This is a genomic window from Duganella sp. GW822-FHT06D06, assembly GCF_058799615.1.
On sequence record NZ_JBXALQ010000016.1, the window covers coordinates 103889 to 124263 of the forward strand.

The following is a 20375-nucleotide window of genomic DNA, read 5'->3' on the forward strand; positions in this document are numbered from 1 at the left end:
GGCTGTACATACTGATGTCCCCGCCCATCCGGCGCAGCCGCCGGATGGGCCCATAAAATTTGGAGCCAGCAATGTCTGACGTACTTATTCTGGATTTGGGCACCACCATCAAAGGCAACTGCATGGTCACCGGCTATGCCGACAAGGTGATCGTGCTGTCGTATTCGCACAGCGCCTCGATGCCCTTGCAAATGGACGCATCGAACACCGAGCGCACTTCCGGCCGGCCGGTATTTTCCGAGATTTCGTTCTCGAAAATGTCCGACCTGTCGACCACGGAAATGTACAAGGCCTGTACCCAGGGCACCAAGATCGGCTCCGCCAAGCTGCACGTGGGGCGCGTGGAGAACGGCAAGTACATGAATTTCTTCACGTACGAAATGACCAACGCCATGATCTCGAACATCAGCACCTCCGGCGGCGGCGGCATTCCATCGGATTCGTTCTCGATCAGCTTCACCAAGATCAAGTGCGACTACACCCAGCAGCAGTCGGATTCGACCGCCAAGGGCACCGGCACCTGGAACTGGAACCTGGAGACGATGAAAGCGGATTGATGCGGTACCGCGGCGGGCGCCTGCCGGCGCGCCGCCTGTCGTCCCATCCTGAGCGCTGCTCGTATAGAAAACTATGTCTAAAGCCATCACGGCGTCGCTTGTGCCCATGTTTGACCGGTTGACCGGCGTGCTGCACGCCTCGCCGGACGGCAGATTGCTCGATGGCGGCGGCTTGCAGCACTCGCTGCAACTGGACTTGATGCGCTTGTTCAACGTGCGCAACGCCCTGACCATCCGCGCCTATCTGGAAGGCGATCCCACCGTGCTCGACTACGGCCTGCCCGACATGCTGGGCCTGTCGCCGCAATCGGACCAGGACCTGTTCATCTGGTCGCAGGTGATCGAGCGCAGCCTGGCGCTGTTCGAACCGCGACTGTCGCACGTCAAGGTGGACGTGACGGCCGATCCGGCCAAACCGTTTGCCGCGCGCGCCGCGATCGCCGCCGTGGTGCTGCTGGGACAGCAGCTGTGCCGGGTCAACTTCGACGTCGCGCTCGACGCCCGTTCCGCCGCGATGCAGGCGGCCGCATGACGGTCGGGCAGCTGGAGGCCATGCCGTGAGCGACGATATCCTGGAATACTACCGGCGCGAACTGTCCTACCTGCGCACCCAGTCGGCCGACTTCGCCACGCGCTATCCCAAGGTGGCGCAGCGGCTGGTGCTGAGCGGCGGCGAATCGGCCGATCCGCACACCGAACGCCTGATCGAATCGGTGGCCTTCCTGACGGCCCGCGTGCACCGCGACCTCGACCGCGATTTCCCCACCATCGCCGGCGCCATGCTCGACAACCTGTGCCCGAGCCTGACGCAGCCGGTGCCGGCCATGACGGTGGTGCAGATGAAGCTGGACTCGTCGCAAGGCAAGGTCATGGCCGGCATGCCGGTGGCGCGCGGCGCCATGCTGTCGACCACCGCCGCCAGCGGCGAGAACTGCCGCTTCCAGGTGGCGTGGAGCAGCACGCTGTGGCCGCTCAGAGTGGCGGCGATCAAGATGGAAGACACGCGCACCCTGCGCCTCGACCTGCGCTGCGACACCGGCCTCGACGTCTCCGAACTGGAACTGGACAGCCTGCGCCTGCACCTGTCCGGCGACCTGATGACGACCATGCCGCTGCACGAACTGCTGATCAGCGGCCTGGAGCGCATCGAGCTGCTGGCCGGCGGCGGCCAACTGCACCGCCTCGGCCCCAACAGCCTGAGCGAAGTGGGCTTCGACGAAAACGAAGCGATCCTGGCGCAGCCGGCGCACGCCCATCCGGCCTACGCGCTGTTGCAGGAATACTTCGCCTTCCCGCGCAAGTTCCAGTTCTTCGACCTGCGCGGCCTGCGCGGTTTGCTGGGGCAGGGCGAGGGCTTCTCGCTGCGCTTCGTGTTCAACCGCAGCGCGCGCGTGCTGTCGCAGCTGAGCGCCGACAACTTCCTGCTCGGCTGCGTGCCCGCCGTCAACCTGTTCCCCGTCACCAGCGAGCCGATCCGCCTGCACCGCCGCCACTACGAATACATCCTGGTGCCGGACTACCAGCGCGAGGCGGTGATGGAAGTGCATTCGGTGGTGTCGGTCACCGCCTCCGACCCGCGCGCCGAACGGCCCACCATCATCCCCAGCGTGTTCGCCGAATCGGCGGCCGATGCCGAGGACGCCAAGGTGTTCTGGTCGCTGCGGCGCGAGGTGAGCATGCGCAAGGGCATCACCGGCACCGACGTCTACCTGAGCTTTGTCGACCGCACCGATGTCCACAGCACGCCGGACGAACCGGTGGTGTACGCGCAACTGCTGTGCACCAATCGCGGCCTGGCCGAACAGATCGCGCCCGGCACCCGTTTCTATGGCGAAGGCATTTCCACCTCGACCGACATCCGCGCGCTGTACCAGCCCAGCGCCCAGCGGCCGCCGGTGATGGAAGCGAAGGCCCTGTGGTCGCTGGTGGCGCTGCTGAGGTTGAACCACCGCTCGCTGGTCGACGGCACCACCGGCGTCCATACCTTGCAACAGATGCTGATGTTGTTCGCCGGCGACAGCGCGCGCGACCAGGCGCAGGTGCGCGGCGTCAAGAGCATGGCGGCCTCGGTGGCCACCGCGCGGCTGGGCACCGACACCTGGCGCGGCCACTGCCGCGGCACCGACATCGTGCTGGAGTTCGACGCCGACGCCTTCGTCGGCACCTCGCCGCTGGTGCTGGCCGGCGTGCTGTCGCGCTTCTTTGCCTTGTACACCTCCGCCAATTCCTTCGTCCGCCTGGCCGTCACGCGCGGCGGCGAACCGTGGATGCAGTGGCCTGCCATGAGTGGACGCCAATGTCTGATCTGATGACGCTATTGCGGGAAGACCCGCATGCCTTCGATCTGTTCCAGGCGATCAGCATCCTGGAGCGCAGCGAACCCGCGCGCGCGCACGTCGGCACCTCGGTCGGCATGGACGAGGCGTTGCGGTTGTCGGCGCAGGTGGACCTGGCGTTCGCGCCGAGCGATGTCAGCGGTCTGAATGAAAGCAGACAGCCCGGCCCGCCGTTGACGCTGAAGACGCCGGTGATGACCCTGGCCGGCTCGCAAGGCCCGCTGCCGATGCCGTTCACCGAGCTGCTGATGGAACGCCGCCGCGCGCGCGACATGTCGGGGCTGGATTTCCTGGACATCTTCAACCAGCGCCTGCTGGGCTTCCTGTACCGCAGCCGCCGCAAGCACCACCTGGCGCTGAGCACGGACAGCATCAATCACGCGCCCATCGTGCGCAGCCTGGATGCCTTGTCCAGCCTGGGCCGGGCCGAAGGCGTGCGCGGTCCCGACGGCCAGCAAGCCTGGTTGCGCCACGCCGGCTTGCAGGGCGCGGCGCCGCGTTCGATGGTGTCGCTGCTGGCCGTGGTGCGCGACCGCATGGGCGTGCATTTCAGCGGCAAGCAGTTCGTCGGCGGCTGGCACGCGCTGGCGCTGTGCGACCGCGCCAAGCTGCACGATCCCGGCAAGCCGGCGCCGATGGCGGCCCGACTGGGCATGGGCGCCTGCCTCGGCGCGCGGGCGTGGGACCAGGGCGCGGGCATGGCGCTGGACGCGCCGCCGCTGCAACCGGCGCAGTTTGCCGCCTTGCTGCCCGGCGCAAAAAACAACGCCTTGCTGGGCTGGCTGGTGGCGCGCCATCTGCAAAGCGACATCCAGGTGCGACTGCGGCTGGACCTGGCGGTGCAGCCGGCGACACGCTTGAGCACTAACGCCGAGCTGCCGCCGCGCCTGGGGCTGAGCACCTGGCTGTGCAGCCCCGGCCCTTCGACCGCGCGGCATCAGCCGGCGAACTTCCTGCTGTCGACGGAAGAGGATTGAGCGCCATGGAAATCGATATCCGCACCTTGCTGTCCAAGCTCAACCCCGAATGCAAGCGGGCGATGGGGCATGCGGCCGAGCTGTGCGTGAAGCAGACGCAGTACAACGTCGAACTGGAGCATCTGCTGTTCACGCTGTTGGAAGAGCGGGCGCCGGATTTTGTGGTGGTGCTGCAACGCTTCGGCATCGTCGAAAGTGCGGTGACGGCGCAGCTACAACGCAGCATGGATGGCTTCAAGCGCGGCAACGGCCGCACGCCGGCCTTGTCGCCGCACTTCATACCGTTGTTCCAGGAAGCGTGGCTGCTGAGCTCGATGCTGCTGGGCAGCCAGCAAGTGCGTTCCGGCACGGTGCTGCTGGCGATGCTGGAAGTGGACAGCCTGCGCGGCATGCTGATCGAGAGCGCGCCCGAACTGCTGAAGATTCCGCGCGACCAGTTGAAGCAGGAGCTGCCTTCGCTGCTGGCGGCGTCGTCCGAGGATGGCGGCATCACCGGCGCGCCCCTGTCCGCCGCGCCGGCCGCGCAGACCGGCGCCATGCCCACGCCGCACAGCGCCGGCGGCGCCACGCCGTCGCTGGACCAGTACACGGTGGACATGACGGCGTTGGCGCGCGCCGGCCGCATCGATCCCATCCGTGGCCGCGACGCCGAGATCCGCCAGATCATCGACATCCTGCTGCGCCGCCGCCAGAACAATCCCATCCTGACCGGCGAGGCCGGCGTCGGCAAGACCGCCGTGGTCGAAGGCTTCGCCCAGCGCATCGCCTCGGGCGCGGTGCCGCCGTCGCTGGCCAACGTGGTGGTGCGCACCTTGGACCTGGCCTTGCTGCAAGCGGGCGCCGGCATCAAGGGCGAATTTGAAAACCGCCTCAAATCGGTGATCGCCGAAGTGCGCGCCTCGGCCACGCCGATCATCCTGTTCATCGACGAAGCGCATCAGCTGATCGGCGCCGGCGGCAGCGAAGGGCAGGGCGACGCCGCCAACCTGCTCAAGCCGGCGTTGGCGCGCGGCGAACTGCGCACCATCGCCGCCACCACCTGGGCCGAGTACAAGAAATACGTCGAACGCGATCCCGCGCTGGCGCGCCGCTTCCAGGTGGTCAAGGTGGAAGAGCCGAGCACGGACGCCGCCATCGGCATGTTGCGCGGCATGGTCGCCACCCTGGAAAAACACCACGACGTCGAGATTCTCGACGAAGCCGTGACCGACGCGGTGCGCCTGTCGCACCGCTACATCTCCGGCCGCCAGCTGCCGGACAAGGCCATCAGCGTGCTGGACACGGCCTGCGCCCGCGTCGCCATCGGCCAGGCCGGCGCGCCGCCGCAGCTGGAGGCGCTGGAACACGACATCGTCCTCAACAGCGAAGAGCTGCGCATCGCCCGCCAGCAGCACGCGCGCGGCGAGGACCGGGCCGCCGCCATCGCCAAGATGGAAATGCAGCAAGCGCTGTTGCAGGCGCGCCAGGAGCGGCTGAAAGAGAAACTGGCCGAGGAACGCCGGGCCGTCGGCGAGATCCTGGCGCTGCGGCGCGAAATCGCCGCCGCCGCCGCCGACCACGCCGCGCTGGCCGACGAGGAACGCATCTCGCGCGGCGACCAGTTGCAGCGCCTGCAAAAAGGCCTGGAGGCGATCCAGGACGACGAGCCGCTGGTGCCGGTCTGCGTCGATTCGAAGATCGTGGCCGGCGTCATCTCCGGCTGGACCGGGATCCCGGTCGGCAAGATGCTGGCCGACGAAATCCACACCGTGCTGCAACTGAAGGAACGGCTGGAAGACCGCGTGGTCGGCCAGCCGCAGGCGCTCGACGCGATCGCCCGCCGCGTGCGCACCTTCCGCGCCGAGCTGGACGATCCGAGCAAGCCGGTCGGCGTGTTCCTGCTGGTCGGCCCCAGCGGCGTCGGCAAGACCGAGACCGCGTTCGCCCTGGCGGACATGCTGTACGGCGGCGAACGCAATATGGTCACGATCAATATGTCGGAGTTCCAGGAAGCGCATTCGATCTCCAGCCTGAAGGGCGCGCCGCCCGGCTACGTCGGCTACGGCAAGGGCGGCGTGCTGACCGAGGCCGTGCGCCGCCGCCCCTACTGCGTGGTGCTGCTGGACGAGATGGAAAAAGCCCACCCGGACGTGCTGGAGCTGTTCTTCCAGGTGTTCGACAAGGGCACGATGGAGGACGGCGAAGGCATCACCATCGACTTCAAGAACACCCTGATCCTGCTGACCTCGAACGCGGCGCAGGACGTCATCACGCAAGCCTGCGCCAACGGCAAGCGGCCCGATGCGACCGAGCTGATCGAGCAACTGCGGCCGGCCCTGCTGCGCCAGTTCAGTCCGGCTTTCCTGGGCCGGCTGGTGCTGGTGCCGTACTACCCGCTGGGCGACGAGCAGATCAGCAACATCGTCGACCTCAAGCTGGCCAAGCTGGCGGCGCGCTTCGCCGAGAACCACAACGCCCGCTTCACCTGGGACGACCGCGTGACCGAAGTGATCACCGCCCGTTGCACCGAGGTCGACAGCGGCGCCCGCAACATCGACTTCATCCTGACGCAGACGGTGTTGCCGCTGCTGTCGTCGCTGGTGCTGGAACGCATGTCCATGCTCAAGCCCTTCACCGCCATCTACATGAGCGTGGGTGCCGATGAACACTTCGCCTACGCCTTCCGCGACCATCCGCTGCGGGGCCAGCCATGAGGACCGGCTTCGAACAACCCGGCGGCCTGCTGACGGTGTCGTCGCCGTTCGGCGACAACGACCTGCTGCTGGACGCGGTCGAAGGCAGCGAGGGCATATCGGAACTGTTCAAGTTCAACCTGCACATGCGCTCCGGCAGCACCAGCCTGAGCGCGGCCACCGTGGTCGGCAAGACCATGACGGTGACCTTGGACGTCACCGGCGGCACCAAGCGCTACATCACCGGCATGGTGTCGCGCTTCATCCAGAGCGGCTTCGACCAGGACTTCGCCACCTACGAGGCCGAGGTGGTGCCTATGCTATGGCTGCTGACGCTGTCGCGCGACCGCAAGATCTACCAGGCCAAATCGGTGGCGGACATCATCAAGGCCGTGCTGGGCGACTTCAGCATCACCTTCGACGACAAGCTGACCCAGACCTACGACCCGGTCGACTACATCGTGCAGTACGACGAAACCGCGTTCGACTTCATCTGCCGCCTGATGGAGCAGGCCGGCATCTTTTATTTCTTCACCTTCAGCAGCAGCGCGCACACGATGGTGCTGGGCGACGCCTCGTCCAACTTCGCCGACTGCGCCGGCGCGGCGGCGGTGCGCTTCTTCCCGCGCACCGGCATGAACAACGCCATCGACACGGTGTCGCGCTTCGCCCACGAGAACACCATCGCGGTGAAGAAGGCCACCGTCAACGACTACGACTTCATCAATCCCAGCACCTCGCTGGAAGGCACGCATACCGCCGCCGGCGGCAGCGGCGCGGTGTACGAGTTCGCCACCGGCCACCTGGCGGCGGCGGCCGCCACGGCGATCGCCCAGCTGCGCGTGGAGGCCAGCCAGGTCAACGCCGAAGTGCTGCGCGGCGACAGTTTCTGTTACCCGTTCAGCGCCGGCACCAAGTTCACGCTGTCCGAGCATTTCGTCACCGCCCTGAATGCGGCGTTTGTATTGCGCCGCGTGCACCACACGGCGCGCGACGATATGTACACCAATTCCTTCGAGGCGTTTCCGGTGACGGTGCCGTTCCGCCCGCCGGTGCAGACGGCGCGTCCGCGCGCTGTCGGTTGCGAGACGGCGCTGGTGGTCGGCCCCAGCGGCGAGGAAATCTGGACCGACAAGTACGGCCGCATCAAGGTGCAGTTCCCGTGGGACCGCGTCGGCGCCAAGGACGACAAGAGCTCGACCTGGATGCGGGTGGCGCAGTCGGTGGCGGGCAAGGGCTTCGGCGCGCTGTTCCTGCCGCGCGTGGGGCAGGAGGTGGTGATCACCTACCTGAACGGCGATCCCGAGCGGCCGCTGGTGACCGGCTGCGTCTACAACGGCGAGAACGCCACGCCGGCCGAGCTGCCGGCCAACCAGACCCAGACCATCATGCGCACCTGGTCGTCCAAGCAGGGCGCGGCCGGCAACGAACTGCGCTTCGAGGACAAGAAGGATGCCGAGCAGCTGTATCTGCACGCGCAGAAGGACATGCTGACCGAGATCGAAAACGCGCTGACCACCACGGTGAAGAAGGGCGCGGAAATCCATACGCTGCAGGAGGGCGATCGCACCGTCGATGTGCAGAAGGGCAAGGAGGTCCACAACGTCAAGGCCACGCGCGAGGTCACGGTGACCGGCGACGAGACCCACACCAACGCCGCCAAGTTCACCCACAAGGTGACCGGCGACTACGCGCTGACCATCGACGGCAAGCTGACCATCACGGTGACGGGCGACATCAGCATCAAGTCCAGCGCGGCGGTGACCGAGGAATCGGGCACCACCTACGGCATCACGGCGGGCACGGCGCTGACGGCCAAGGCCGGCACCGCCCTGACCAACGAGTCCGGCACCGACTTCACCAACAAGGCCGGCACCAAGATGGTCAACCAGGCCGCCGTGCAGATGGATAACAAGGCGCCTGTGATCAACAGCAAGGCCGATGCAACCCAGACCGTGGAGGCCGGCGCGATGCTGACCCTCAAGGGCGCCATGGCCAAGGTGAACTGACATGACCACCGACACCGGACTGCCGCAAGATCCGCCCGCCGCCGCCGCGCCGCAGCTGCTCGAAGAGCACGGCGACGGCGGCCAGCTGCTGCAACGCGCCTGGCTGCGCGACGGCGTGCTGCACGGCCCGTTCGAACAGTTCGGCGAGCAGGGCCGCACCCTGATGAAGACCCACTTCGAAGCCGGCAAGATGCACGGCGCGATGGCCGTGTTCGCGCCGGACGGCAAGCTGATCCAGCAATCGCAGTTCCAGCACGGCGTCGCGCACGGCCTGATGGAAACCTATGTCAACGGCCGCTGCGTGGCGCGGCAGATGATGGTGGACGGCGTGGCGGCCGGCCAGTCGCTGTCCTACGACGAGGCCGGCCACCTGACCGCGCGCCTGAACATGTTCGACGGCCAGATCCACGGCCCGGCGGAATTTTTCTACGAAGGCCTGCGGGTGCGCAAGTCGCACTACAAGGCCGGCCTGATGGACGGCGAGTCGACCGACTACGACGCCCAGGGCGGCGTGGTGCAGACCTGCAGCTACCGCGCCAACCTGCTGCACGGACCGCTGCGCCGCTACTGGCCGGACGGCGAGCTGATGGAGGAAGTGATCTACCGCGATGGCAAGCCGGTCGGCTCGCCGGCGCGCTTCGACCCCAAGGGCAAGCGCACCGACAACGCCGCCGCCACACCCGCAATTCTGGACCGGCTGCACAAGCTGGTGAGGGGGAGCTGATGGGACAACAGGTCTGCATGGGCGCGATGCTCAAATGTAGTTTCGGCGTGGCGCCGGGCACCTTGATGGTGTTGCCGGCCAACGCCGTGCTGACCGCCGTGCCCGACGCCAACATCATGGACAACAAGCCGATGGTGAACATCCTGCCGTTCGGCATGTGCCAGTCGCTGGCCAATCCGATGGTGGCGGCGGCCACGGCGGCGGCGCTGGGCGTGCTGACGCCGATGCCGTGCATCCCGGCCACCACCGCGCCGTGGGTGCCTGGCTCGCCGACCGTCCTGATCGGCAATATGCCGGCGCTGAACAATTCGTCGAAGCTGATGTGCATGTGGGGCGGCGTGATCGCGATTAACGCGCCGGGCCAGGCCACCGTTTCCATTCCTTGAACACCTAACCGCGACCGCCACCATGGAATACCGATTCAGCCTTACCCCCCGCCTGATCGCGCTGGCCATCTTCTCCGGCGTGGCGATGCTGGTGCTGTTGTTTGCCCTGGGCTACCAGGTCGGCCAGAGCATGGCCGAGCGGCCCGCGCCGGCGGTGGCCGACAATGCGGCCAGCCGCGCCCGCCAGCAGCTGAAGGGCAAGATCACCGGCGAGGCCGCCGCGGCCGCCGCGCCCGTGACCGAGCGCGTGAACGCCGCGCAAAAGGCCGCGCAATGAAGCGCGTGCACAAATTCATCGTGTTGCTGGCCGGGCTGTGCCTGTGCCTGTTCAGCGCGGCCGCCGAACCGGACCGCTCGCCGCTGGTCAAGGTGGCCGACGGCCGCCTGCTGGCGCCGGAGATCGCCCGCATCGTCACGCGCGGCGAGCTGGTGATCGCCATGCTGGCGGCCGACAATCCGCCTTTCTTCTCGGTCAAGAACGGCGAGCTGGCCGGCACCGACGTCGATCTCGCCAGGCTGATCGGCAAGGAGCTGGGGGTGCCGGTGCGCTTCGACCGCAGCCCCAGGACCTTCGACGGCGTGGCCGACGCGGTGGCCGTCGGCCAGGCCGACCTCGGCATCAGCCGCCTGGCGCGCACGCTCAAGCGCGGCCAGTCGGTACACTTTTCCGTCGCCTACATGCGGCTCGGCCACGCGCTGCTGATCAACCGCATCCGCTTCGCCGAGATCGCCGGCGACCAGCCGCTGCCGCAGGTGATACGCCATTTCACCGGCAGCATCGGCGTGATCGCCAATTCGTCGTGGGAGGAGTTCGGCCGCCGCAACTTCCCCAAGGCCAAGCTGGTCCGCTATCCGACCTGGAGCGACGCCGTCAACGCCGCCAAGAAGGGCGAGGTGGTGGCGGCCTATCGCGACGAGCTGGAGGTGATGCAGATCGTGAACAACGACCCCAGCCTGGCGCTGACCTTGCGCACCGTCACCTTCAACGACCTGGAGTCGCCGCTCAGCATCATGGTCGGCATCCGCGACCTGACCCTGCTGTCCTTCGTCAACGAGCTGATCGCGCAGCGGGCTGAAAAGCCCACCGCCAGCAGCGTGCTCAAAGCCATCAAATAAGGAAACCACGTGGACGCTCCAACCGGCATGCAGCGTTTCCAGCACTGGGCCTTGAACCCGTGGACGGTGGTCGGCTGCGTGCTGGCCGGCGGACTGCTGGGCTGGGCCGCACCGTCGCTGTCGCGCCACCTGGGCGCGGTGGGCGTGGTCTATGTCGACCTGCTGAAGATGATCGTGCTGCCGTTCATGATATCGGCGGTGATCTTCAGCCTGCAAAACCTGTACCGCGACGGCGGCGCGGCGCGCATCTTCAAGCGGGTGGTGGTGGTGTTCATCGGCTTTTCGCTGATCGTGGCGGTGCTGGCGACGCTGGGCTCGCTGCTGGTGCGGCCGGGCGGCAACCTGCCGGCCGAGACCCGCGCCGCGCTGGGCAAGATCATTAGCGCCGACGGCGAGAGCAGCAACACCCAGATGGCGCTGCGGGCGGAAGAGGCGCCGCCGCACCGTACCGACCTGAAGGACGTGCTGCAATCGCTGATTCCGCAAAACATCTTCGCCTCGCTGGCCAACGGCGAGACGCTGAAGGCGCTGGTGTTCGCGCTGCTGTTCGGCTTTGCCGCCGGCCAGGTGCCGAGCCGCATCTCGGGCGGCTTGCACCAGGCGCTGGAGACCGTCTACCACGCCTGCCAGACGCTGACGCGCTGGGTCAACCTGCCGATACCGTTCGTGCTGGTCTGCATGGCGGCCAGCCAGGTGGCGCAGACCGGCCTGCAGCCGATCGCGGCGATGGCCGGCTTCGTGCTCCTGTTCCTGCTGGTGTCCGGCCTGCTGATGGCGCTGGCGATGGCGCTGATCGGCCGCCGCGCCGGCGTGCCCTACGGCGCCGTGCTGGCGGCCATGCGCGAGCCGTTCGCGCTCGGCGTGGCCACCAACAACAGCGCCACCTGCATGCCGGCCATGGTCAGCGGCCTGGTCGACCAGCTGCAGTTCGCGCGCGCGCGGGTCGAGCTGCTGGTGCCGTTGAGTATCTCGCTGCTGCGGGTCGGGGCGGTGGCCTACTTCGTCTGCAGCACCCTGTTCATCGCCGCGCTGTACGGCCGCGCCATGTCGCCGCTGGACCTGGGCGTGCTGGTGCTGGTGTCGGTGCTGTCCGGCTTCGCCTCGGCCGGCATGGCGGGCGTGGTGACGGTGTCGCTGGTCGGCACCATCTGCAGCTATCTGACGCTGCCGTTCGAGGCCGCCTTCATCCTGCTGATCGCGGTCGATCCGATCTGCGCCATGGCGCGCACGGCGGTCACGGTGATCGGCAGCTGCGCCGCCGTGGCCACCATCTGCGCCGCACCCGTCAAGCTCTAGGCCCGGCCATGCAGACCCTCGCCAAACCCGCCATGTTCCAGATCAGGGAGATCTTCCAGCATCCGGCCACGCTGCTGGGGGCGATGCTGCTGGGCGGCTGGATCGGCACGCTGTTTCCCGGCAGCGCCGCGCCGCTGGCGGCGGTGTCGATGCTGTACCTGTCGCTGATCCAGATGGCGGCGCTGCCGTTCGTGATCCTGGCGGTCTACTTCGGTTTGCAGCGCCTGCCGTCGGAGCCGGGCTCCGGCGCGCGGCTGGCGCGGCTGGCGGCGATGGCGCTGCTGGCCATGCTGCTGTGCGCGGTGGTGGGGGTGCTGGTGGCCAGCGCCAGTTCGGCCGGCGCCGGCATGTCGGCGGCGCAGACGGCGGCGCTGGGCAAGCTGGCGCTGCGCTCGGAATCGCAATTGACCATGACCATGCGCGGCGGCGGCGACGACGGCGCCGCCGAACCGTGGGACATAGCCGCGCTGGTGCCGGACAATTTCTTCGGCATGCTGGCCTACGGTTCGCTGCCGTCGGTGCTGATCGGCGTGCTGTGCTTCGGCGCCGCCGTGGCGGTGCAGGATCCGCAGCGCTCGGCCCAGCTCAGCGGCATTTTCGAGGGCGTGTACCGCGCGCTGGAATCGCTGGTGAACCGCTTCAACACCTTGCTGCCGGCCGCCGCCTTCGTGCTGGCGGCGGCCGCCACCGCCAGCGCCGGGGTCGAGGCCATCGTTCTGCTGGGCAGCTTCCTGGCGACCTTCTTCGCCGCCGCCTTCGCGGTGTGCGCGGCGGCCATCGCCATCATCTGCTGGAAGCTGAAGAAGTCGCCGTGGCTGGTGTTGCTGGCGCTGCGCGAGCCGATCACGGTCTGCCTGTTCTCGCCGGTGGCGGTGGCGGCGGTGCCGGGCTTTATCCATGGCATGAGCGTGCGGCTGGGCTTCAGCCGTGGCATGGTGGAGCTGGTCTCGCCGATCGCGCCGGTGTTCATCAAGGCCGGCGAAGCGATGTTCTTCGCGGTGCTGGCGATCTTCATCGCCAACCTGTACCACCACGCGCTGACGGCGGCCGAGATCGCCTTGATCTGCGGCTTGTCCTGGACCGCCGCGCTGTGGTCGGTGGGCATTGCAGGAGTGAAGTCGGTGCTGCTCGGCGGCTTCGTGATGGCCTCGCTGGGCCTGCCGCTGGAGGCGGTGTTGCCGGTGTTTATGCTGGTCGAAGTGTTGTGCGAGGGACCGAGGAATTTACTTTCCTTTCTTATATCATCGGCTCTGATTGCCTTGGTGGCGGATGGTCTGTATATTAATAACGAGCAAGATTCCGAAGTGTGGCATCCGTCCACGCTGAAGCTCGTCTTCACCCGCAAGCAAGCGCTGTTCGTGTTGTTCCTGATGTTGATTGCTCTGTTCACAGTGTTTTGCGCCGGCGTGGGCTATGGCCTGCGCAAGGCCTTTTGAAGACTGACTTATGCAACTGATGAAGACCTCGATTCCCCGCCGTGGCATGCTGTCGTTGGTGCTGCTCTCTGTGCTGCCGGGCCTGCTTGCCGGCTGCGGCGCCACGCGCGCGCTGTTCGGCCCCAGCATGGCCTCGCCCAGCTGGAAGGCGCTGACCTTGCGCGCCGCCGACGACGCCAACAGCAATAGCGCGGTGGCGGTGGACGTGGTGCTGGTCAAGGACCAGGCCGTCCTCGATTCGCTGCTGGCCATGCCGGCCTCGAAATGGTTCGCCTCGCGCGCGGAATTGCAGCGCACCTTCCCGGAAGCGCTGACGGTCTACCCCTACGAGCTGGTGCCGGCCCAAACGATCAAGCTGAACGATAAAAAGTGGGGCGACCAGAAAGCCTGGGCCGCGCTGGTGTTTGCCGGCTACGCCAATGCCGGCGAGCACCGCGCGCGCCTGCTGTTGAACGCCTCGGGATATGTGGTGCAACTCAACGCGCAGGGCTTTGTGGCGAGCGAGCCCAAGTCCGGCGCGGCACAGTAAGTTTATGGAAGCCGCTCAATGACCGTACCTCAACTTTCACATCGCATCCAGTGGCACGAAGGCATGATGCTGACGCCGCAGCACTTTCAGCAGGAGGGCGCGCGGCTCGACGCGCTGCTGGCCTGGCAGTCGATGGCGACCAACCCCTACGGCTGGGGTGTGCGCGAGCTCGTCATCGACGAGGCGCTGCTGACCACCGGCCTGCTGCGCATCCAGCAGCTGCAGGCGATCCTGCCCAACGGCATGGCCGTGACCTACGACAGCGCGCTGGCGCAAGGCCTGCCGCTGGAGCTGGAGCTGGCGCCGTGGGCCGAGGCGATGGCGCAGCAAGACCTGGCGGTGTACCTGGTGGTGGGCAACACGCGCTCGCTGCGCCAGCCCGGCCAGCCGGCCATGTTCCGCGGCGTCGAGAGTCCGACGGTGGAGGACGAGGTGTCGCAGGCGCTGCCGGCCGACGTGCCGCGCATGGCGGTCAACCTGGCGCTGGCGGCCGGACCGGTGCCGTCGGCCGCCTACACCGCGCTGCGGCTGATGACGGTCAACAAGGGCAACGAGATCGTGCGGCGCGGCGCCTTCCTGCCGGCGATGCTGGAGCTGCCGCCCGCGTCGGGCCTGCTGCAGCGCTCGCAGCAGCTGGCCACCCATATGCGCAACAAGGCGGTGTTCCTGGCGCGCCAGACCGCGCAGCCGTCCTCGCGCACCGAGGACCGCATCAATATGCTGGAGCAGAAGGCCCGCCTGGCCAGCCTGATCCTCAACCTGCCGGTGCTGGAAGCCCTGCTGCGCAACCCGAGCGTGCATCCGCTGCCGCTGTACCTGGCGCTGTGCGCGCAGCTGGGGCCGCTGGCGACGCTGCGTCCCGGCGCCGTGCCCATCATGCCGCCGGCCTACGACCACGGCGACAGCGGCCCGGCCTTCGACACCGTGCTGGGCGCGCTGACCGACCTGGTCGGCGAAGTCAGCCAGGAATGGAAGACCTGCGTGTTCAACTACGACGGCCAGGCGTTCTCGCTGGCGATGCAGCCGGACTGGATCGGGTCGAGACTGGTGGTCGGCCTGCGCGGCCAGCCGGACCGCGAAGCCACGCAATGGATGGCGGGCGCGGTGGTGGGCTCGCAGACGGTGTGGACCTCGCTGACCGACCGCCGCGTGCTGGGCGCGGCGCGCAGCCGCATCGACGCCGCGCCCGAGCTGGGCTTGCGCGCCAGCGCCGGCTACACCCTGTTCAGCGTGGAAGTGTCGGACGAATTCATCGTGGCCGATCAGGCTTTATTGATCAGCAACGCCAATGAAAGCCTGCAGGCGCAGCGCCCGCAGGAAGTGGTGTTGTTCATAAAGGGATGATGCCGTGAGCATGTTATCTAACAGTGCAAGCAATGCCGGCAACGGCGCGGCGCCGGCCTGGAGCGGCGCCGCCGGCGAGGGCGTGGACCTGGCCTCGGTGCAGTTCCGCGACTTTTATGACGTGCTGTCGCGCTCGGCGCAGGCGGCCACGCGGGTCGGCGAGGGCGAGGCCAAGTCGGCCGCCGAGGCGCTCAGCCGCCAGCTGTGCCAGCTGATCGAGCTGCAGTCGCTGGAGGCGCGCCGCATCGTCGGCAAGACCGGCATGGAGGCCGAGGCGCAGGGCCGCTTCCTGAAGGCGGCGCTGGCCGACGAGGTGCTGCTCAACACCGAATGGGCCGGACGCAGCCACTGGCGCCACGTGCTGATCGAGACCACGCTGTTCAAGTCCAGCTTTGCCGGCGAGCGCGTGTTCGACGACCTCGACCAGCTGCTGCGCGAGCGCGAGGCGGCGCGCCGCAATGTCGGCCGGCTGTACCTGTATCTGCTGTCGCTGGGCTTCCAGGGCCGCTATCGCGGCCAGAAGCAGGACAAGATCGCCGAGTACCGGCGCGAGCTGTTCCAGTTTGTGTACCTGCGGCCGGCCGACCTGCAGGGGCGCGACCGCACGCTGTCCGAGCAGGCCTATGCCAGCACGCTGTCGCACCTGGCGGCGCGGCGCCTGCCCAAGTTCAATCGCAGCGGGCTGATGTTCGTGCTGGCGCTGCTGATTTTGCTGGGACTGTCTGAACTGCTGTGGTTGTGGCAATCGTGGCCGGTGCGCGCCGCGCTGTCGGCAACCGTGTGACCTAACCTTACGGGATGAGCGCATAGTGTTGAACTTCTTGTCAGATAACACGGCCATAGCCACCTTGCTGGTGCTGACCTTGCTCGTCATGCTGCTGTTCGCCGTCGTCATCTGGGCGGCGATGAAGGGCGCGGAAAAGGCCGACAAGCCGGCCGAGCAGAAGCCGCGCCAGATCAGCGCCGATTCGCTCAAGCAATCGTTCCGCGTGGCGGTCGAGCTGATCGAAAACAATATCGCGGCCCGCTCCGAGCGCTACAGCCTGGCGTGGACGCTGGTGCTCAACGAGGGCAGCGCCGGGCGCGAACTGCCGCTGCTGCAATCGGGCCTGCAAAGCGCGCTCAGCGCGGACAGCACGCTGACCGCCGGCGCCCACGGCATCAGCTGGAATTTCTTCGACCAGGGCATCGCGGTGCAGCTGCACTCGGACTCGCTGGGCACGCCCGACGCCGACGCCGCCGGCGCCAACGCCATGGCCAACACCACCTGGGACGATTTCCTCGGCCTGTGCCGCAACTACCGTCCCGAGCGGCCGTTCGACTCGATCGTGGTGGCGCTGCCGGCCAGCGCGCTGCTCGATATCGAGGGCGCCGGCCAGCTGGACCTGGCCGCGCGCGCCAAGGCCATCCACCGCCGCCTGTGGCTGGCGCAGAACCGGCTGGCGCTGCGCTTCCCGATCTACCTGGCGATCACCGATTGCGAAACCATCCCGGGCTTCGCCCGCTTCGCGGCGGCGCTGCCGGAACCGCTGCGCCGCTCGATGCTGGGCTGGTCGTCGCCGCACGAGCTGGTCGCGCCGTTCCAGGCGCAGTGGATGGAAACGGCGATGAACGAGATCGGCCGCACGCTGTCCGACAGCTGCGCCGAGCTGTGCGCGCTGGAGCCGTCGGACACCGACAGCAGCGCATACTTCCTGCTGCCGAACCAGGTCGAGCGCCTGCGCGCCGGCCTGAGAATGTTTACCGAAGAACTGATGCGGCCCAGCGCCTACCACGAACCGTTCCTGCTGCGCGGCGTCTATTTGACCGGCGATTGCAGCGACGAGGCGGCGCTGCTGGGCGAAGGCCAGGCGCCGGCGCCGGCCGACAACGACGGCTTCATGGCGGTCGAGCCGGCCGCAGCGGCGACCGCCGCCTTGCCGGAGTGGGCCGAGCCGTCGCTGGCCGCGGATGCGCCCGCCTACCGGGCGGGACGGGACAGCGCGGTGCCGGCCTTCCTGCGCGATATCTTCGAGCGCAAGATCTTTGCCGAAGCCGGACTGGTGCGTTCCTCGTCGCTGCACCGCATGCGCCGTCCGGCGATGAACCGGGTGGCGCGCTGGTGCGCCGTGGCGCTGCCGGCGATCTGGGTGCTGGGACAGGTGTTCTCGACGGTGCGCCTGCACGCGCTGGGCGCCGACGTGGTGACCTATCTGCAGACGCTGAGCCACGACACCAGGTTGAGCCGGCTGGAGAAGAGTCACCACGTGGTCGATCCAAAGCGGAGCCAGCAGCGCGCGACCGATGCGCTGACCAATATCGAGCTGCTCTCCAATGCCCGTCTGTGGTCGCCGTTCATGCCGGGCTCCTGGCCGTGGTTCGACGACTTGCAGGACCGGGTCCAGCTGCGCATGGAAAAGGGCTTCGCCGAGAATGCCTTCGACCCGCTGCGGCGCTCGGCCTACGCCCATGTCAGCCAGCTGACCGGCAAGCCGCTCGACGCCCGCACCGGCACCCTGATCATCGGCGGGCTGTGCGCCGCGCCGATGGCCATCAAGCAGCTCGGGGCCACCGGCGCCGGGCTGGACGTCGGCAGCACGCTGGAATATGGCACGCTGAGCACCTATGTCGATGCGGTCGCCCAGCTCGACCAGGCGGTGCAGGCGATGATGCGGCTCAAGTCGCCCGACGCCGGCAAGCCGTCCGGCGAGGATCTGGCGCTGGTGGTGCGGGTGCTGCTGAACAACGAGATGAACGGCAACCTGGCGCGCACCGCCGCACTGTTCCGCAAGGTGGCCAAGAGCGAGCCGACGCTGATCGTCGAGCCGATGCAGGAAGCCTCGGCCTGTTCGTTCGGGCTGGCGGTCAAGGCCCTGTCCAGCCGGCTGTTCCGCAACAACGGCTTGCTCAAGGCCGAACAGAGCATCAACGAAAGCCTGACCGCGCTGTACCAGGGCGACCCGAAAGCCGAGACCAACATCGTTCCCTGGCAGGCGCTGCGCGGCGCGCTGCACGCGCAGGAAAGCTATCTGTTGACCGGCACCGGCGGATGGATGCATCGCGACAAGCTCGACCTCGGGCCGTCCTGGTCCAACCTGCTGCTGCAGGTGGAGGGCATCTCGCTGCTGGGCAAGACCGCGGCCGACGGCGCGCGCGTCCAGGCCGAGGACGGCTTCCGCTGGTTCAGCGCGCAGTGGGACGCGCCGATGGCCGACGACAGCCAGGCGCTGGGGCTGAGCCAGGGACTGGAATGGTCGGACGCCAAATCCTCGTGGACCTTCGCGCCCGACCGCCGGGCCCTGCTGGACGCGCTCAACGGACTGCTGTCGCAGCCGTTCATGAAGTCCAGCCACATCGGCCGCCTGCCGGAGGTGCCGGCCGGCGCCACCGTCAGCTGGGACGCCACGCGGCTGGACCAGGTGCTGGCGCTGGCCGACGCCCGCAAGCGGGTGCAGACCGAGTTCCTGCCGAAGTTCCCGGCCATGCTGCAGGGCCCGGCCGCGCGCCTGGCCGACGCCGCGCTGGCCGACACCGCGCGCGACATCCTGGCGCAGGCCTACATCGTCTCGGCGCGCGGCCTGCCGGCGCCGATCAACGAGGCCGACCACGCGAAGGCCCTGCGGGTGCGCGCCTGGCTGCAGGAGAACGGCGGCGTCCACGTGGCCGGGCATCTGTCGGCCGTGCTGACGCAGGATGCGCTGAGCCGCCTGCAGCAGCTGGACGATACGCTGACCCGCGCCGAGCTGTTCGTGCCGCGCGACCGCGCCTTCCGTTCCTGGAACGGCGCCAAGGGCCCGTTGCTGGACGCCTTCGGCGCGTCCGACACGGGCGGGCTGCACGCCTACGTGGGCCAGCAGATCGCCTTCATCGAAGCGGCCGGCAAGAGCGCCGAAGCGCTGCTGGGGCAACTGGGCGGCGGCGCCGCCGACCAGCCGTCGGTGCTGCGCTGGCAGGCCACGGTGGCCGACCTCGGCCGCTACAAGCTGAAGAGCCCGAGCAGCAGCCTGACCACCCTGGAGCAGTTCATCCTGTCCGGCGCGGCCGAGCTGAGCATCGACAACTGCCTCGACAAGCTGTCGGCGCGCGCGGCCCAGCGCCGCGCCGGCGACCTGTTCTCCGAGCGCATGCAGGGATTGCAGGCGGGGCTGTACTCGCGCTGCCGCGACCTGACGCAGACCCGCTACCAGGACACCTGGACCCGCTTCGCCGACGCCTTCAACGCCAGCCTGGCCAGCCGCGCGCCGTTCCGCGCGCTGACGCCGGACGCCGGCGGCAAGGGCGGCCCGGGCGAGCGGGTGCCGGCCGATGTCGAGGAAGTGGGCGTGGTGCTCAAGCTGTTCGACCAGGCCCATGTGCTGGCGCTGGCCTCGGACCGCGACGCCACGCGGCCGTCGCCGGCCAGCACGGTGCGCAAGGTCGACGACCAGATGCAGAAGGTGCGCGAGTTCCTGGCGCCGCTGTACCCGGCCGAGGAGGGCCAGGCCGCCGGCCTGGACGTGATGGTGGAATTCCGCGCCAACAGCGCCGTCGAAAGCGAAGGCAACAAGATCATCGACTGGTCGCTGGCGATCGGCGGCCAGAGCGTGCACCAGCGCGACACGGCGCGGCCGCTGCGCTGGGAGCCCGGGCTGCCGGTGGTGCTGACCCTGCGGCTGGCGCAGGACGGCCCGGTGATCCCCAGGGCCGAGGCCGGCCATGCCGGCATGGCGGTCGACGAGCGCACCGTCAGCTACCGTTTCGACGATCCGTGGGCGCTGTTCAGTCTGGTGTCGTCCTACCGCGAGGCCGAAGCGGCGCCCGCTTCGGGGGCGCGCTCGCAGCTGCTCAAGTTCGAGTTCCCGCTGAGCGCGGTCGGCGACGGCCGCATCGCCACCCGCGACAGCCGCGCCAAGGTGTATGTGCGGCTGACCGTGAGCGCGGCCGGCAAGCGCACGCCGCTGGTGTGGCCGCCGGTGTTCCCCGTCAAGGCGCCGGCGTGGTAGGCCGGATTTTACTGAGGTTTCCCCATGTTATC

Annotated in this window: 16 protein-coding genes; all 16 read left to right on the plus strand. The window is 68.1% G+C overall.

Annotation, left to right across the window (positions count from 1 at the left end; all coding sequences use genetic code 11):
• The first annotated feature begins 71 nt into the window (after nt 1-71).
• The 16 genes from AC1RMD_RS24440 to AC1RMD_RS24515 all read left to right on the plus strand — a co-directional run bounded on the left by AC1RMD_RS24440 (nt 72) and on the right by AC1RMD_RS24515 (nt 20343).
• Nucleotides 72-557, plus strand: coding sequence for an Hcp family type VI secretion system effector (locus AC1RMD_RS24440; RefSeq protein ID WP_036623157.1), 486 nt, complete (start codon nt 72-74; stop codon nt 555-557).
• Between the two features lie 73 nt (nt 558-630).
• Nucleotides 631-1089 (plus strand): type VI secretion system baseplate subunit TssE, encoded by a 459-nt coding sequence (gene tssE, locus AC1RMD_RS24445; protein WP_492930261.1) that lies wholly within the window; start codon nt 631-633, stop codon nt 1087-1089.
• Between the two features lie 25 nt (nt 1090-1114).
• A complete protein-coding gene (gene tssF, locus AC1RMD_RS24450) occupies nt 1115-2866 on the plus strand; it encodes a type VI secretion system baseplate subunit TssF (protein WP_492930263.1) in 1752 nt (583 codons plus the stop codon).
• Nucleotides 2854-3870 (plus strand): type VI secretion system baseplate subunit TssG, encoded by a 1017-nt coding sequence (gene tssG, locus AC1RMD_RS24455; RefSeq protein ID WP_492930265.1) that lies wholly within the window; start codon nt 2854-2856, stop codon nt 3868-3870. The genes tssF and tssG overlap by 13 nt, the downstream gene beginning before the upstream one ends.
• Before the next feature lie 5 nt (nt 3871-3875).
• Nucleotides 3876-6563, plus strand: a complete 2688-nt coding sequence (gene tssH / locus AC1RMD_RS24460; RefSeq protein WP_492930267.1) for a type VI secretion system ATPase TssH — start codon at nt 3876-3878, stop codon at nt 6561-6563.
• The gene (locus AC1RMD_RS24465) at nt 6560-8551 is read left to right on the plus strand and encodes a type VI secretion system Vgr family protein (RefSeq protein ID WP_492930269.1); all 1992 of its coding nucleotides are present in this window, start codon (nt 6560-6562) and stop codon (nt 8549-8551) included. Before tssH ends, AC1RMD_RS24465 begins: the two co-directional genes overlap by 4 nt.
• A gap of 1 nt (nt 8552) precedes the next feature.
• Nucleotides 8553-9275 carry a toxin-antitoxin system YwqK family antitoxin gene (locus AC1RMD_RS24470; protein WP_492930271.1) on the plus strand — a complete coding sequence of 241 codons (723 nt, stop codon included), beginning with the start codon at nt 8553-8555 and terminating at the stop codon, nt 9273-9275.
• On the plus strand, nt 9275-9661 hold the full coding sequence (locus AC1RMD_RS24475; protein WP_492930273.1) for a DUF4280 domain-containing protein: 387 nt from the start codon (nt 9275-9277) through the stop codon (nt 9659-9661). The genes AC1RMD_RS24470 and AC1RMD_RS24475 overlap by 1 nt, the downstream gene beginning before the upstream one ends.
• A gap of 22 nt (nt 9662-9683) precedes the next feature.
• Nucleotides 9684-9938 (plus strand): hypothetical protein, encoded by a 255-nt coding sequence (locus tag AC1RMD_RS24480; protein WP_492930275.1) that lies wholly within the window; start codon nt 9684-9686, stop codon nt 9936-9938.
• Nucleotides 9935-10777 carry a substrate-binding periplasmic protein gene (locus tag AC1RMD_RS24485; protein WP_492930277.1) on the plus strand — a complete coding sequence of 281 codons (843 nt, stop codon included), beginning with the start codon at nt 9935-9937 and terminating at the stop codon, nt 10775-10777. The genes AC1RMD_RS24480 and AC1RMD_RS24485 overlap by 4 nt, the downstream gene beginning before the upstream one ends.
• Nucleotides 10778-10786: 9 nt before the next feature.
• A complete protein-coding gene (locus tag AC1RMD_RS24490; RefSeq protein WP_492930279.1) occupies nt 10787-12073 on the plus strand; it encodes a dicarboxylate/amino acid:cation symporter in 1287 nt (428 codons plus the stop codon).
• Between the two features lie 8 nt (nt 12074-12081).
• Nucleotides 12082-13509: a cation:dicarboxylate symporter family transporter gene (locus tag AC1RMD_RS24495; protein ID WP_492930281.1), complete on the plus strand. Its 1428-nt coding sequence runs from the start codon at nt 12082-12084 to the stop codon at nt 13507-13509.
• A gap of 10 nt (nt 13510-13519) precedes the next feature.
• Entirely contained in the window at nt 13520-14038 is a 519-nt protein-coding gene (locus AC1RMD_RS24500) for a hypothetical protein (protein WP_492930283.1), read from the plus strand.
• A gap of 18 nt (nt 14039-14056) precedes the next feature.
• Nucleotides 14057-15382: a type VI secretion system baseplate subunit TssK gene (tssK, locus tag AC1RMD_RS24505; protein WP_492930285.1), complete on the plus strand. Its 1326-nt coding sequence runs from the start codon at nt 14057-14059 to the stop codon at nt 15380-15382.
• Nucleotides 15383-15392: 10 nt separating this feature from the next.
• Nucleotides 15393-16166, plus strand: a complete 774-nt coding sequence (locus AC1RMD_RS24510; protein WP_492930337.1) for a DotU family type IV/VI secretion system protein — start codon at nt 15393-15395, stop codon at nt 16164-16166.
• A gap of 25 nt (nt 16167-16191) precedes the next feature.
• A complete protein-coding gene (locus tag AC1RMD_RS24515; protein WP_492930287.1) occupies nt 16192-20343 on the plus strand; it encodes a type VI secretion system protein in 4152 nt (1383 codons plus the stop codon).
• Nucleotides 20344-20375 lie beyond the last annotated feature (32 nt).